Consider the following 15036-nt stretch of genomic DNA (forward strand, 5'->3'; position numbering starts at 1 on the left):
GGGAGAACAAGAAATGTCCAAAGGGCAATCGTTGCAGGATCCGTTTCTGAATGCGCTGCGTCGTGAGCGCGTGCCGGTCGCCATCTACCTGGTGAACGGCATCAAGCTGCAGGGCACGATCGAGTCGTTCGATCAGTTCGTCGTGCTGCTGCGCAACCAGGTCAGCCAGATGGTCTACAAGCACGCCATCTCGACCGTGGTGCCGAGCCGGAACGTCCGGGTCGGCGGTCACGAGAATCATTCGGATGCGTCGTCGGGTGACGGCGAGGGTTGAGGGGCCCTTCGTCGAGTCCCATATGGAACAAGGACGGGGGCGCGTATGCTTTCCGCTGCGCGCGCCCCGTTTCTCATCCATGAGGTCACACCACTAAGTGTTCGATAGACAAAAGAAAGGCGACCGCGCCATCCTGGTGCTTCCGCATTCGCGGGGCGAGGGCGACGCGATCCGCCGTGGCGAGGAATTCGCCGAACTGGTGTCCTCGGCGGGTGCCGAGATCCTCACCAGCATTTCCGCTCGCGTGGCCGAGCCGAATCCCCGTTTCTACATCGGCAGCGGCAAGGCCGACGAGGTCGCCGAGGCCGTCCGCGCGCTGGAGGCCGACCTGGTCCTGGTGGACCACGTGCTCACGCCGGTCCAGGAGCGCAATCTCGAGAAGCATCTGAAGGCCCGCGTGGTCGACCGCGCCGGGCTGATCCTCGACATCTTCGCCCAGCGCGCCCGTTCGCACGAAGGCAAGCTCGAGGTCGAGCTGGCCCAGCTCAAGCACATCGCCACCCGGCTGGTCCGCGGCTGGACCCATCTCGACGCCCAGCGAGGCGGTGCCATCGGCAACCGCGGCCCGGGCGAAACCCAGCTCGAAACCGACCGCCGCCTCCTCGCCGAGCGCGTGAAGATGCTGACGAAGCGGCTGGAGAAGGTGCAGGTCCAGCGCGACCAGCAGCGTCGCGCCCGTCTGCGCAACACCGTGCCGCGCGTCGCGCTGGTCGGCTACACCAATGCCGGCAAGTCGACGCTGTTCAACGCCCTGACCACCGGCGGCGTCTACGCGGCCGATCAGCTGTTCGCCACGCTCGACCCGACGGTCCGCAAGATCGAGGGGCTCGCGTGCGGCCCGGCCGTGGTGGCCGACACCGTCGGCTTCATCCGCGAGCTCCCGCACGACCTGGTGGCCGCCTTCCGCGCGACGCTGGCCGAGGCGCGCGACGCCGATCTTCTGATCCACGTCAGCGACGCCGCCGACGAGGAGCGCGAGCTGCTCCAGCGCGTCGTCAACGAGGTGCTCGAGGAAATCGGCGCGGGCGACGTGCCCCAGCTGTCGGTGATGAACAAGATCGACCTGGTCGACACCGCCCCGCGCGTCGACCGTGGCGACGATGGCAAGCCCCGCCAGGTCTGGCTCTCCGCCGCGACCGGCCTCGGCATCGACGGCCTGCGCGAGGCGCTCGGCGAGCTGCTGGGCGGCGACCGCATCCGGGCAGGCCTTGAGCTTCCTCTCACGGCAGGGCGCCTGCATGCCCGTCTGAAGGCGGCCGGCGCCATCGCCGGCGAGGCCGTCGACGAGCACGGCTGGCACCTCGACATCGACGCCCCGCGCTCCGTGCTGGCCCCCTTGCTGGGGGACGATGTGCACGCCCGGCCGCTGCGCGACCTGATCGATCCCCCGCACGCCGAGTTCTGAGCGACCACTCGGCGGTACCCATCTGGTAGAATTCACGTCGTTTGCGTGCCCCAACGGCGCGGTCCCGGGCGCTCGCGCGTCCGGAGCCTACCCCCACCGTCGCGGGTTCACCCCCATTGGCTTGCCAGCCGCCCACCCTCCGGTCCCCGAAGGAGACTGTCGCCCATGGCTTGGAACGAACCCGGCAACGGCCAGAAGGATCCCTGGAACCGCAACAGGCCGGGCGGGCGCAAGCCCGACATCGATGCCGCCATCAAAAACCTGAAGGCGCGTTTCGGCCGGTTCGGCGCAGGCAGCGGCGGCGTGTTCGCCATCGTCGTGGTCTTCATCGTGGCCTGGCTGCTGGTCTCCAGCTACACCGTGATCGACGCCCGCCAGGTCGGTGTCGTGCTGCGCTTCGGCCAGTTCTCGCGCGTGCTCCCGCCGGGCTTCCATCTCAAGGCGCCGAGCCCGGTCGAGACGGTCACCAAGGTCGAGACCACGCAGGTGCGTTCGGTGTCCGACAACGTCTCGATGCTCACGCGCGACGAGAACATCATCGCCATCGACTTCAACGTGCAGTACCAGGTCTCCGATGCCCGGAAGTTCCTGTATTCGAACGCCGATCGCGAAGAGACCACCATCCACAACGCCGCCGAGGCGGCCGTTCGCTCCGTCGTCGGCGCGAACATCATGGACAACATCCTGACCACGCCCGGCGTGGACACGCCGGCACCGGCGCAGGCCCCCGTGGCCGGCGTGGCGCCCGCGGCGAAGGAAACGCTGCAGCAGCAGACGCGGGACATCCTCCAGGCCACGCTCGACAAGTACGACGCCGGCATCCTGGTGACGGGCGTCAGCTTCCAGAACGTGTCGCCGCCCGCGCAGGTGAAGGACGCCTTCGACGACGTCAACGCCGCGCGCGAAGACAAGCAGAGCGAAGAGAACAAGGCCCGCGCCTACGAAAGCCAGGTGGTCCCGGTGGCCCGCGGCGAAGCCGCGCGCATCGCGGCGGAAGCCGACGCCGAACGCGTCGAGCGCATCGCGCGCGCCAACGGCGACGTCGAGCGCTTCAGCCTGCTGCTCAAGGAATACCGCGCCGCGCCGGAGGTCACGCGCCGGCGCCTGTGGCTGGAAACCGTCGAGGAAGTCATGGCCGGCAATCCGAAGGTCGTCGACGGCAGCAACGGCAAGAACATCGTCCAGCTCCCGGTGGAGCCCAACAACGGCACCGTCCGCAACGTGCCGGGCGTCGGCACCGTCATCCAGTCCGCGACCACCGACGCCAATCCGAATCCGCAGGGGAGCGCCCAGTGAAGATCGTTTCCGGCCTCATCGTCGTCGCGCTCGTCCTGCTCGGCTTCAACAGCGCCTTCATCGTGAAGGAAGGCGAGAACGCGCTGCTCCTGCAGTTCGGGCGCATCGTGCGCGCGGATTACAAGCCCGGGCTGCACTTCAAGATCCCGGTCGTCCAGCAGGTGATGCGCTTCGACAACCGCATCCTCGGCCTCGACTCCCAGCCCGAGCGTTACTTCACGCTCGAGAAGAAGAGCGTCAACGTCGACTTCTACGTGAAGTGGCGCATCGCCGACAACGCCGCCTACTACCGCGCCACGTCGGGCGAACAGCTGCAGGCCACGCAGCGCCTCACGCCCATCGTGAAGGACGCCCTGCGTTACGAGTTCAACGCTCGTCCGCTCGAAGACCTCATCGCCGGCGGCCGCAAGGACATCACCGAGCGCGTGCGCCAGCAGACCGACACCGTGGCGCGCAAGAACCTCGGCATCGCCGTGGTCGACGTCCGCATCAAGCGCATCGATCTTCCGGACGAAGTCAGCGGCTCGGTGTACAAGCGCATGCGCGCCGAGCGCCTCCAGCTCGCCAACGAGCTGCGTTACACGGGACAGGAGAGCGCCGAGAAGATCCGCGCCGACGCCGATCGCCAGAAGCTCGTCCTGCTCGCCGACGCCAATCGCGACGCGACGAAGGTCAAGGGCGATGGCGACGCGCAGGCCGCGGCCATCTACGCCCAGGCGTACAGCCAGGACCCCGAATTCTTCGCGTTCTATCGCAGCCTTTCCGCTTACCGGAAGGCCTTCGCCGACGGCAAGGGCACGTTCGTGCTCAAGCCCGACTCCGAATTCCTGCGCTATCTCAACGACGGCCCCGGCCGCCAGCGCTGATCCCGATCCACATCGCCCGCAAGGGCAACCGCAACGAAGAGAACCATCACATGGGTAAGTCAGTCGTCATTCTCGGCGCGCAATGGGGCGACGAGGGCAAGGGCAAGATCGTCGACCTCCTGACGGAGCGCGTCGGTGCCGTCGCTCGTTTCCAGGGCGGCCACAACGCCGGCCACACGCTGGTGATCAAGGGCAAGAAGACCGTCCTGCACCTGATCCCGTCGGGCATCCTGCGCGACGACGCGCTCTGCCTGATCGGCAACGGCGTGGTGCTCTCGCCCGCGGCGCTGATGAGCGAGATCGCCGAGCTGGAAGAGCAGGGCGTCGACGTCCGCCCGCGCCTGAAGATTTCCCCGGCCACGCCGCTGATCATGCCGTACCACATCGCCGTCGATAAGGCGCGCGAAGTCGCCTCCGGCGCCAAGGCGATCGGCACCACCGGCCGCGGCATCGGTCCGGCGTACGAGGACAAGGTCGCCCGCCGCTCGATCCGCGTCGCCGACCTGATGTACCCGCACGAGCTGCCCGAGAAGGTGCAGGCCGCCGTCGAGTACCACAACTTCGTGCTCACCCAGTGGCTGAAGGCCGAGCCGGTCGATTACCAGACCGTCCTCGACGAAGCGCTGACCTGGGGCGAGTACCTGCGCCCGATGGTCGACGACGTCGCCACGATCCTGCACGACGTCCGCCAGGAAGGCGGCAACATCCTGTTCGAGGGCGCGCAGGGCGCGCTGCTCGACATCGACCACGGCACCTACCCGTACGTCACCTCGTCGAACACGACGGTGGGCGGCGCGCTCGCCGGCACCGGCGTCGGCGCGCGCGACATCGACTACGTGCTGGGCATCTGCAAGGCGTACGCCACGCGCGTGGGCGGCGGTCCGTTCCCGACCGAGCTCAACGACGACATGGGCGAGCTCCTGCGCAAGAAGGGCAACGAGTTCGGCGCCAGCACGGGCCGTCCGCGCCGCTGCGGCTGGATCGATCTCGTGGCGCTGAAGCGCGCGGTGCAGATCAACGGCATCGACGGCCTGGCGATCACGAAGCTCGACGTCCTCGACGGCCTTGAAACCATCAAGGTCTGCATCGCGTACGAGTACCGCGGCAAGCGCCGCGAGCTCGCGCCGCTCGACGCCGACGGCTGGGCCGAGTGCAAGCCGGTCTACCTCGAGTTCCCGGGCTGGGAAGAATCCACCGCGGGCATCCGCGACTGGAACAAGCTGCCGCCGGCCGCGCGCGCGTACCTCCGCGCCGTCGAGGAGCTCTCCGGTTGCAAGCTCGCCCTCGTGGCCACGGGCGCCGACCGCGACGACACGATCGTCCTCGACGACCCGTTCGGCGGCGACGACTGCTGATATTCCAGCGGTAAGCGAAAAAAAACGCCAGCCGAAAGGCTGGCGTTTTTCATTGGAGCGGATCGACCGGGTTACGGCACCGCGCCGGTCGGGCCGGCGCCCGAGCCCTTGGATTGCGCCGCGTCGAGCATCTTGTCGAAGCTGCCCTTGTCGACCTTCTCGATGGACTTGATCTGGCACGGCGGATCGTCGCGGCGGACGATCTGCTCGTTGATGCCGCCGCACATGCGGATGTCCGGGCCGCTCACCGCCTTGTCGCTGTTCGACTGGCGGAAGCGGATGCCGCCACCGAGGTCGGCGCGGGGGCAATCCGTCGTCGTGCGGATGCGGTAGTAGTTGGGACCGTTCGCCACGGCAAAGGTGCTGCCGTCGACGACCGCCCAGCGGTTGATCTGGTCGGCACGCATGCAGTCGGCGTAGGGAAGCTCGTCGCGCGCCTGCAGGCCCGACGAGGCGCAACCGGCGGAGAGGGCGCTCAGGGCGAGCAGGGATGCGGAAAGAAAATGTCGGACGTTCATGGCGCTGTCCTTTCGTGGGGTGTCCCACGTTAAGCCTGAATCGGCGAGGTTGCGAGTATCCATGCGGCCTGGGTGCACCGCTCGTTAAGGTGGCGGACGGCTCCGCTCACGTCCGTTGAACGTTTCCTCCGGCATCGTTCCGGGCATTGGCCGTCGCGTCCCCGGCGGCACCGGAACCGTAGCGTCATGACCGTCCGCCCGCTTGGCACGCCCCCCCACCCATCGGCCAGCACGGAGCTTCTGAATCGTTTTTCCAGCGTACGCCAACGTACGGTGCAGCTGTCCGCGCACCTGCGGCCGGAAGACACGGTCGTGCAGTCGATGCCGGATGCCAGTCCCACGAAGTGGCATCTCGCCCACACCACCTGGTTCTTCGAGCAGTTCATCCTCGAACGCGATCCGGCCTACGTATCGCCGAATCCGGAATGGCACTTCCTCTTCAACTCGTACTACCAGTCGGTGGGGCCGATGCACTCGCGGCCGCGACGCGGCATGCTAACCCGGCCCACGCTCGACGAAGTGCGGGATTATCGGTCGCGCGTCGACGAGGCGATCGCGGAACGCATCGTGCGCCATGGCGATCCGGAACTGGCGACGCTCATCGAGCTGGGCTGCCAGCACGAGCAACAGCATCAGGAATTGCTGCTGACCGACATCAAGCACGCGTTCGCGCAGAATCCGCTCGAGCCGGCCTTCGCTCCGGACGCGCCGCGGGCCCTGTCGATGGCGGCGCCGGCCCTGGGCTACGTGCCGTTCGATGAGGGCGTGGTCGAGGTCGGTCACGCCGGCGATGGCTTCCATTTCGACAACGAGGGCCCGCGTCACCGCACGTACCGGCAGGCAGGTTCGCTGGCCAATCGTCCGGTGACGAACGCCGAGTTCCTGGCCTTCATCCAGGACGGCGGCTATCGCGAGCCGACGCTCTGGCTCTCCGACGGCTGGGCGACGGTGCAGGCGGAGGGCTGGTCGCGGCCCCTGTACTGGGACGAGGCCTGCGAAACCGAATTCACCCTGCACGGGCGCCGTGCCATCGACCCGCACGCGCCCGTTTGCCACGTCAGCTATTTCGAAGCCGACGCCTTCGCGCGATGGGCCGGCGCGCGGCTGCCGACGGAAACCGAATGGGAAACGATGGCCGCCGGCATTCCCGTGCAGGGCAACTTCCAGGAATCGGGCCTGTTCCACCCGCGCGCGACATCGTTCGAGACATCCCTGGGCCAGATGTACGGCGACGTTTGGGAATGGACGATGAGCCCTTATGTCAGTTATCCGGGTTTCCGTCCCCTGGCCGGCGCCCTCGGCGAGTACAACGGAAAATTCATGAACGGCCAGTGGGTGCTTCGCGGGGGATCCTGCGCCACGCCCGCCGATCATGTCCGCCCGACGTACCGCAACTTTTTTCCTCCCCATGCCCGCTGGCAGTTCACGGGGATACGACTGGGAACCGATCGATGAGCGCTCAACCGAAAGACATCCGCGTCGACGACCGTCATCCGGATGTCGAGGACACCCTCGAGACCGTCCGTCGCGGTCTGGCGGCGACGCCGAAGCGGCTGCCGTCGCGACTCTTCTACGACGAACGCGGATCGGCCCTGTTCGAGGCGATCTGCGAACAGCCGGAGTACTACCTCACGCGTACCGAGATCGCGATCATGCGCGACCATGCCGCGGACATCGCCGCGACGCTCGGTCCCGATGTTCGCCTGGTGGAATACGGTAGCGGCAGCGGCATCAAGACGCGCATGCTGCTGGAGCACCTCGAGACGCCGGTCGCGTACGTGCCGGTGGAGATCTCGCGTTCGGCGTTGATGGAGAGCGTCGCGGAACTGGCGACGCGTTTCCCGGACGTGCCGATGCAGCCGGTGTGCGCCGACTTCACGCAGCCGCTGCGCCTGCCGGTCGCGTCGCGCTCACCGCGTCGCACCGTGATCTATTTTCCGGGCTCGACCATCGGCAACTTCGAGACGAAGGACGCCATCCGGATCCTGCGCCAGATGCGCGCCGAGATGAGCGACGGCGGTGGCGTGGTCGTGGGCGTGGACCTGAAGAAGGACACGGCGCAGATCGAGGCCGCCTACAACGATGCCGCGGGCGTCACGCGCGACTTCACCCTCAACATGCTGGTGCGGCTGAACCGTGAGATCGGCGCCGACTTCGACGTGGCATCGTTCCGCCACCGCGCGCGTTACAACGCGCTCGCGGGACGCATCGAGACCGACCTCGTCAGCACGAAGCGGCAGGACGTGCGCGTGGGCGGCGAGACCTTCGCCTTCCGCGAGGACGAAGCCATGCATGTGGAATACAGCTGCAAGTACTCGCTCGACGATTTCGCGCAGATGGCGAGCAAGGCCGGACTCGCGGTGGAAAAGGTCTGGATGGACGAGGACCGCCGCTTCAGCGTGCAGTACCTGGTGCGGTCCAGTCCGGTGGCCTGAGGGCGCGTAATCGCCGATACGATCGGCTCCCACCCTCCGGTAGCAATGCCGTCGAAGGCCCTGCTGCCGGAGTGGGAGCCGATCGTATCGGCGATGGGGAGCAGGTGACCGGAGGACTAGCCCGGCCTGGGCGCCCCCAGCGACACCAGCAGATCCTGCGCCGTGCGCACCCGCTCCGCCGAACCCGGCAGATCGAGGATCACGCGCAACTTGTCCTGCCCGTCCATCTTGAACACGCGCGGCTGCTGCTGGATCAGCTTGATCAGCGCCATCGGGTCGATGTCGGGCTTCTCGCGGAAGGTGACGCGTCCGCCATTGGCGCCGAAGTCGAGTTTCCGGATGCCCAGCGGCGTCGCCATCAGCTTCAGCTGCGCCACGGCGAACAGGCATTTGGTCTGGTCCGGGAGCAGGCCGAAGCGGTCGATCATCTCCACCTGCAGCTCGCGCAGCCCTTCCTCGTTTCGTGCGCTCGCGATGCGCTTGTACAGCGTCAGGCGCGTGTGGACGTCGGGCAGGTAATCCTCGGGAATCAGCGCCGGCAGGTGCATTTCGACCTCGGTCTCGTGTTCCGAGGTGAGGTCGAAGTCCGGCACCTTGCCCGATTTCAGCGCACGCACCGCGCGATCGAGCAGCTCGGTGTAGAGCCCGAAGCCGATCTCCTGGATCTGACCCGACTGCTCCTCGCCCAGCATCTCGCCCGCGCCGCGGATCTCGAGATCGTGCGTGGCGAGCGTGAAACCGGCGCCCAGTTCCTCCAGCGACGCGAGCGCTTCGAGGCGCTTCTCCGCGTCGGCCGTCATCGCCTTGCGGTCCGGCACGATCAGGTAGGCATAGGCACGATGGTGCGAGCGCCCGACGCGGCCACGCAGCTGGTGCAACTGCGCCAGGCCGAAACGGTCGGCGCGATTGACGATGATGGTGTTCGCGGTGGGAATGTCGATGCCCGACTCGATGATCGTGGTCGACACGAGCACGTTGAACCGCTGGCGGTGGAAGTCCGCCATCACCTGTTCCAGTTCGCGCTCGGGCATCTGTCCGTGCGCGACGCGGATGCGCGCCTCGGGCACCAGTTCGCCGAGCTCGCGCGCCGTGCGCTCGATGGACTCCACCTCGTTGTGCAGGAAGTACACCTGGCCGCCGCGCGCGAGCTCGCGCTGGACGGCCTCGCGGATCAGCGCGGGCTGCCAGGTCGAGATCAGCGTGCGCACGGCGGTGCGATGCGCCGGCGGCGTGGCGATGATGGACAGATCGCGCAAACCGCTCATCGCCATGTTCAGCGTGCGCGGGATGGGCGTGGCGGTCAGCGTGAGCAGGTCGACCTCGGCGCGCAGCTTCTTCAGCTGCTCCTTCTGGCGCACGCCGAAGCGCTGCTCCTCGTCGACGATGACGAGGCCGAGGTTCTTGAAGCGGATGTCCGGCTGCAGGAGCTTGTGCGTGCCGACCATGACGTCGACCTGGCCGTCGGCGAGGCGCTCGAGCGCCGCGTCGACTTCCTTCTTCGACTTGAAGCGCGACAGCACGTCGACCCGCACCGGCCAGTCAGCGAAGCGGTCCGCGAAGTTGCGGTAGTGCTGCTGCGCGAGGAGGGTGGTGGGCACGAGCACCGCCACCTGCTTGCCCGCGGTGGCGGCCGCGAACGCCGCGCGCAGCGCGACCTCGGTCTTGCCGAAGCCGACGTCGCCGCAGACCACGCGGTCCATGGCGCGCGGCGCGGCCAGGTCGACGATCACCGAATCGATGGCCGCCTGCTGGTCCGGCGTTTCCTCGAACGGGAACGTCGCGGCGAATTCTTCGATCATCTGCCGGTCGACGGGCAGCGACTCGCCCTGGCGCGCTTCGCGCTGGGCGTAGATGGCCAGCAGCTCCGCGGCCACGTCGCGCACCTTCTCGGCGGCCTTCTTGCGGGCACGCTCCCACGCGTCGCCGCCGAGCGAATGCAGCGGCGCCAGTTCCGGCGCGGTGCCCGTGTAGCGGCTGACGAGGCCGAGCTGGGCCACGGGGACGTAGAGCTTGTCGCCCTTGGCGTACTCGATGGTGAGGAATTCACCCGGCATGTCGCCGACGTCGAGCGAGACGAGGCCCTGGTAGCGGCCCACGCCGTGGTCGATATGGACGATCGGCGATCCGACGGAGAGTTCCGTCAGGTCCTTGATGATGCTCTCGGGATCGCGCGCGGCGCCGGCGCGGCGCTTGCGGTCGGTGCGCACGCGCTCGCCGAACAGCTCGCGCTCGGTGAGCACCGTGAGCGCCGGTTCCCTCAGGGCGAACCCCTGTTCGAGCGACGCGGCGGTGATGGCCAGCGCCTCGCCGCGCGCGTGGAAATCCTTCCAGCCGTCGACGATGACCGGTTTCAGCCCCGCGCCGGCCAGCTGCTCGATGAGCGCCTCGCGACGGCCGGCGGAGTCGGCGGCGATCAGCACGCGTCCCGGGTAGCTGGCGAGGAAATGGCGCAGGGCGGTGCCGGGTTCCTCGCCCTTGCGGTTGAGGGGCACCTCGGGGGCGGGCTGCGTGCCGAGATCGACGGCGTGCTCGTGGCCCTTCGCCACGACGTCGACGCGCGCCTGGCGGTTCAGGCGCTCGCGCAACTGTTCCGGCGGCAGGTAGATCTCCGCCGGGGGAAGCACGGGGCGCTCGATGTCGTGCGCGCGCTGGTCGTAGCGCTCGGCGGTCTGGGTCCAGAACTGTTCGGAGGACTCCAGCGTGCCCTCGCCGAGGACGAACAGCGCGTCGCCCGCGATGTAGTCGAACAGCGTTTCCGTCACCGGGAAGAACAGCGGCAGGTAGTACTCGATGCCGCCCGGCGTCATGCCTTCTTTCATGTCCTGGTAGAGCGGGCAGCGGCGGATGTCGATCGGGAAGCGTTCGCGCAGGTTGGCGCGGAAGGTCTTCGCGGCGTCTTCCGTCAGCGGGAATTCGCGCGCCGGCAGCAGGTCGACGCCGTCGACCTGCTGTTGCGAGCGCTGCGTTTCCGTGTCGAAGGTGCGGATCGACTCCACTTCGTCGTCGAACAGTTCGACGCGGTAGGGCTCGCTCGCGCCCATCGCGTAGATGTCGATCAGCGCGCCGCGCACCGCGAAGTCGCCCGGCTCGGTCACCTGCGGCACGTTGCGGTAGCCGGCGGCTTCCAGGCGGCGCTGCTCGGCGGCGAGATCGAGCTTCTGCCCCTCGCGCAGCACGAGGCCCGACCCGGTGATGTGCGTGCGCGGCGCGATGCGCTGCATCAGCGTGGCGACCGGCACGACGAGCACGCCGCGGCGCGTGGTCGGCAGGCGGTACAGGGTGGCGACGCGCTGCGAGACGACTTCCGGATGCGGGCTGAAGACGTCGTAGGGCAGGGTTTCCCAGTCGGGGAAATGCAGCACGGGCAGCTCGCCCGCGAAGACCGCCAGCTCGCTCTCGAGGTTGTCGGCGCTGCGGGTATCGCGCACCACGACGACCAGCAGGCCGTCGTGGGCGCGCGCCGCCTCGGCGATTTCCAGCGCCCAGGACGAGCCGTGCGGCGCGGCCCAGTAGCGGCGGGTCTTGGCGTTGACGGGGAGCGGAGGGCGGGGAAGCGCTACGGGCATGGAATCGGGCGACGGCCTTGCGGACAAGTCGTCGATTGTACTACCCGGAGGTGAAGGTCCCGGCACTCGGGGAAGGCCGCTGCGCGGCCATCGCCGATGCGATCGGCTCCCACCCCTCCGGTAGCAAGCCATCTACCGGAGGGGTGGGAGCCGATCGCATCGGCGATAGGAAGACTTCCCTCAGTCGGCGATATCCGGCTCGAAGAAGCTCCAGCGGACGTCCCGGAACTTCGCCTTGAAATCGGCCTCGACGATGTTGATGGCCTCGACCATGGCGCGGGCCGTGGGTGTCGGCGCCATCTTCGCCTTGATCGCCACCATGACGTCCGTACCCATCTGCAGGGTCAGGACGTTATAGACGGTGTCGATCTCGGGGCGGGCCTCGAGGAACGCGAGCATCGCGGCCCGCTGCTTCGGCTCGACGCCCTGGCCGATCAGCAGCGCCTTCACCTCACGGGCGACGGCGACGGCGACCACGATCAGCAGGACGCCGATGGCGATGGTGCCCAGCGCGTCGAAGAGCAGGTCGCCCGTGAGCATGGTCAGCAGGACGGCGACCAGCGCCAGGCACAGGCCGACGAGCGCGGCGAGGTCCTCGCCGAAGATCACCAGCAGCTCGCTGGCGCGGGTCTCGCGGAACCACTGCCAGAGGGTCCGGCCCTCGCGCGCCTTGTTCACCTCCTGCATGCAGCCGTGCATCGAGATGCCTTCCGTCACGATCGAGAAGGCGAGCACGCCCACGGCCAGCCACGCGTAACGCAGCGGCTCCGGGTGGGTCAGCTTGTGGATGCCCTCGTAGACCGAGAACATGCCGCCGACGCTGAAGAGCAGGATGGCGACGAGGAACGACCAGAAATACAGGGCCCGACCCCAGCCCAGGGGGTAATCCGGCGAGGGCGGCCGCTTCGCCTGGCGCATGCCGAGCAGCAGCAGGCCCTGGTTGCCGCAGTCGGCCAGCGAGTGGACCGCCTCGGCCAGCATCGCGCCCGAACCCGTGAAGATCGCCGCGACCAGCTTGGCGACGAAGATGGCGAAGTTAGCACCGAGCGCGAGAAAGATCGCGCGCTTCGAGTCGGCATGTCCGGACATGAGGTTCCTAGCGTCGAAGGAAGGCCCGCGGCATCTTCCGCGCGGGCCGATCCGCAGGATCTTACCGTATGACGCCGACGCCCACGCCGAAGCTCACGTTCGGATGGCCGCCGGACATCTCCTTGGCCGTCCAGACGTGCGACTGGTTCACCGAGACCAGCGGGAAGGTGTACTGCGCCTGCCCGACGTTGCCGGTGCGCGTGCCGTTGAGACGGCCAGCGATGGTGACGAGGCCGCCGGGCGGATAGTCGAGGCTTTCGACGTAACCCGGCATGGCGGCGATGAAGCGGCCGTTGCCGGTGTCGTTCGACTGCGGCCGCTGCGAGCCGTCGAGCGGATAGGCGAGGACTTCGATCTCGCTGTGGTCCGCGAAGTTGCGGACGTTGACGATGCGGCCGCCCCAGATCACGTCGGCCGAAGCGTAGCGCTCCGGCTCGCGCGCGACCTGTGCCGGCGGCACGGCGGCGTTGTTGGGCGTGGGCTTGTAGATGGGGGCGGGTGCGCAGCCTGCGAGCGCGGCCGCGAGGACGGCGGCGGACAGGGCGAGACGGGCGTTGGTCGGGCGCATGGGTCGACTCCTGGCGTGTGGAGCGACTTTAGCGCCTCCGGACTGAATGCGGCGCGTGCGGACCGTGGGCGGGAGCTTCATCCTTGCCTTCTTCCACCAGCCAGGTCAGCCGGTATTCGGATTCGCCCGGCGTGCCGAGCAGCTTCGGCAGCAGCCGCAACGAGTCGCGAAGGGCGTCATCGAGTTTCCACGGGGCGTTCACGATCACCATGCCGGTGCCGTTGAGGCGTAGCGGGGAGTCGTCCGGTCGCAACAGCAACTCGACCGCCAGCACGCGCTTCGCGCCGCATTTGCCGAGCCAGCGGTGGAACGGCTGCACGTGGCTGCGCAGCTTGATCGGATACCAGACGGCGAACACGCCGGTGGGCCATTTCGCCATGGCCGCCTTCAGCGATTTCTCGATCGTGCGGAACTCGGCTTCCTGCGCCTCGAACGGCGGGTCGATCAGCACCAGCCCGCGCTTTTCCTTCGGCGGCACGAGCGCGTTGAGCGCCTCGTACCCGTCGCGCTGGTGCACGTGCACGCGCTTGTCGTGGTGGAACAGCTGGCGCAGCGCGCCGGCCTCCTCGGGGTGCAGCTCGCACAACTGCGCGCTGTCGGTCGGTCGCATCAGGTGCGCGGCGATCCACGGCGAGCCCGGGTAGAAGCGCATCTCGTCGCCTTCGTTGCAGGCGCGGACGATCTCCAGCCATTTCCACAACAGGGGCGGCAGGCCGGTCGCGGTCCGGAGGACGCCGAATCCCGCATCCGCTTCGTTCGTCTTGCGGGCTTCGGAGCCCTTGAGGTCGTAGCGGCCCCGGCCCGCGTGGGTGTCGATGTAGCAGAAGGGCGAGGCCTTCTGCTCGAGGGCGTCGATCAGGGCCACGAGCACCATGTGCTTGAGGACATCGGCGAAGTTGCCGGCATGGTACGCGTGGCGGTAGTTCATCGGCGGAGTATAGCGGGCGCCACCCCCGCCCGCCGCTCCGGAAGGGCGGCTCAGCCCAGCTGGCTGCCCAACCGCAGGTTGATGCCGAGCCGCGTGGCGACGATCCGCATCGCTTCGTCGTCGCGCGACGACGTGATCCAGCCGGCCAGCACCTCGTCGTCGGCCTCGCGGGACCAGAGGGTGTAGCCGTGCTGGTTCAGCTGATCGAACGCGCGCGCGAACACCTCGGCGCCATCGAGGTCCTCGTGGAACTCGTCGTCGTCCGGGTCCCCGTCCCAGTCGATCGTGAGGTTCCAGCGGCTGACCAGCTCGTTGATGGCCTCCACCAGCGTGCGGGTGTCGTCTTCGTCGACCTCGAACCCCGAGCGCCAGTCCGTCACCCGCGCCACGATGTGCATCGGGTCGTCATCGCCTTCTTCCTCCGTCGTCTCGCGGTAGGCGTTGAACTGCTGGAGCGCGCCGTCCTCGTCGCCCGGATTGATGAGCAGCAGCAACTGCCAGACCTGCTTCTCGACGGTGTCCTCGGCATCCTCGTCGTCGTCGTGGTCGAAGCGGTCGTCGTAGTCGTCGTCTTCCCAGGAGGCCATGGCGTTCCAGTGATCGGGTGGGGACGCCCATTATGTGGCAACCGCACCGGCGCGGGCCCTCCGTCTACCCATTTTTCTTATTGACCCCTTGCCGAAAACGCGGTGTCCTTGGTTTAGCCATCCATTCGGCTCGGTCCGCGCAGGGCCGG

Annotated in this window: 13 protein-coding genes; 7 read left to right on the top strand and 6 right to left on the bottom strand. The window is 68.0% G+C overall.

Features of this window, described 5'->3' with window-relative positions:
• Positions 1-13 precede the first annotated feature (13 nt).
• The 5 genes from hfq to BMW54_RS02345 all read left to right on the top strand — a co-directional run bounded on the left by hfq (position 14) and on the right by BMW54_RS02345 (position 5196).
• Complete coding sequence (gene hfq, locus BMW54_RS02325) at positions 14-274, top strand: RNA chaperone Hfq (protein WP_090052656.1); 261 nt, start codon at positions 14-16, stop codon at positions 272-274.
• A 97-nt stretch (positions 275-371) separates the two neighbouring features.
• A complete protein-coding gene (hflX, locus tag BMW54_RS02330) occupies positions 372-1679 on the top strand; it encodes a ribosome rescue GTPase HflX (RefSeq protein WP_090052657.1) in 1308 nt (435 codons plus the stop codon).
• Positions 1680-1844: 165 nt separating this feature from the next.
• On the top strand, positions 1845-2975 hold the full coding sequence (locus tag BMW54_RS02335; protein ID WP_090052659.1) for a protease modulator HflK: 1131 nt from the start codon (positions 1845-1847) through the stop codon (positions 2973-2975).
• Positions 2972-3841 carry a protease modulator HflC gene (gene hflC, locus BMW54_RS02340; protein ID WP_090052661.1) on the top strand — a complete coding sequence of 290 codons (870 nt, stop codon included), beginning with the start codon at positions 2972-2974 and terminating at the stop codon, positions 3839-3841. Before BMW54_RS02335 ends, hflC begins: the two co-directional genes overlap by 4 nt.
• Positions 3842-3891: 50 nt before the next feature.
• On the top strand, positions 3892-5196 hold the full coding sequence (locus BMW54_RS02345; protein WP_090052663.1) for an adenylosuccinate synthase: 1305 nt from the start codon (positions 3892-3894) through the stop codon (positions 5194-5196).
• 71 nt (positions 5197-5267) lie between these two features.
• On the opposite strand, the gene BMW54_RS02350 is transcribed toward BMW54_RS02345, so the two are convergent.
• Positions 5268-5714: a DUF6491 family protein gene (locus BMW54_RS02350; protein ID WP_090052665.1), complete on the bottom strand. Its 447-nt coding sequence runs from the start codon at positions 5712-5714 to the stop codon at positions 5268-5270.
• A gap of 186 nt (positions 5715-5900) precedes the next feature.
• Here BMW54_RS02350 and egtB point away from each other — a divergent pair, with 186 nt between their 5' ends.
• On the top strand, positions 5901-7169 hold the full coding sequence (gene egtB / locus BMW54_RS02355) for an ergothioneine biosynthesis protein EgtB (RefSeq protein WP_090052667.1): 1269 nt from the start codon (positions 5901-5903) through the stop codon (positions 7167-7169).
• The gene (gene egtD / locus BMW54_RS02360; RefSeq protein WP_090052669.1) at positions 7166-8149 is read left to right on the top strand and encodes an L-histidine N(alpha)-methyltransferase; all 984 of its coding nucleotides are present in this window, start codon (positions 7166-7168) and stop codon (positions 8147-8149) included. Before egtB ends, egtD begins: the two co-directional genes overlap by 4 nt.
• Before the next feature lie 116 nt (positions 8150-8265).
• Here egtD and mfd read toward each other — a convergent pair whose 3' ends face one another.
• The 5 genes from mfd to BMW54_RS02385 form a co-directional block, all read right to left on the bottom strand.
• Positions 8266-11715 carry a transcription-repair coupling factor gene (gene mfd, locus BMW54_RS02365; RefSeq protein WP_090052671.1) on the bottom strand — a complete coding sequence of 1150 codons (3450 nt, stop codon included), beginning with the start codon at positions 11713-11715 and terminating at the stop codon, positions 8266-8268.
• A 180-nt stretch (positions 11716-11895) separates the two neighbouring features.
• Positions 11896-12804 carry a cation diffusion facilitator family transporter gene (locus BMW54_RS02370; protein ID WP_090052673.1) on the bottom strand — a complete coding sequence of 303 codons (909 nt, stop codon included), beginning with the start codon at positions 12802-12804 and terminating at the stop codon, positions 11896-11898.
• A 61-nt stretch (positions 12805-12865) separates the two neighbouring features.
• On the bottom strand, positions 12866-13372 hold the full coding sequence (locus BMW54_RS02375) for a Slp family lipoprotein (RefSeq protein ID WP_090052675.1): 507 nt from the start codon (positions 13370-13372) through the stop codon (positions 12866-12868).
• A 28-nt stretch (positions 13373-13400) separates the two neighbouring features.
• The gene (gene rlmJ / locus BMW54_RS02380) at positions 13401-14300 is read right to left on the bottom strand and encodes a 23S rRNA (adenine(2030)-N(6))-methyltransferase RlmJ (protein WP_090052678.1); all 900 of its coding nucleotides are present in this window, start codon (positions 14298-14300) and stop codon (positions 13401-13403) included.
• Positions 14301-14350: 50 nt separating this feature from the next.
• On the bottom strand, positions 14351-14887 hold the full coding sequence (locus BMW54_RS02385) for a DUF6630 family protein (RefSeq protein WP_090052681.1): 537 nt from the start codon (positions 14885-14887) through the stop codon (positions 14351-14353).
• Positions 14888-15036: the final 149 nt, after the last annotated feature.

This window comes from Luteibacter sp. 329MFSha (assembly GCF_900111665.1).
Classification (GTDB): Bacteria; Pseudomonadota; Gammaproteobacteria; order Xanthomonadales; family Rhodanobacteraceae; genus Luteibacter.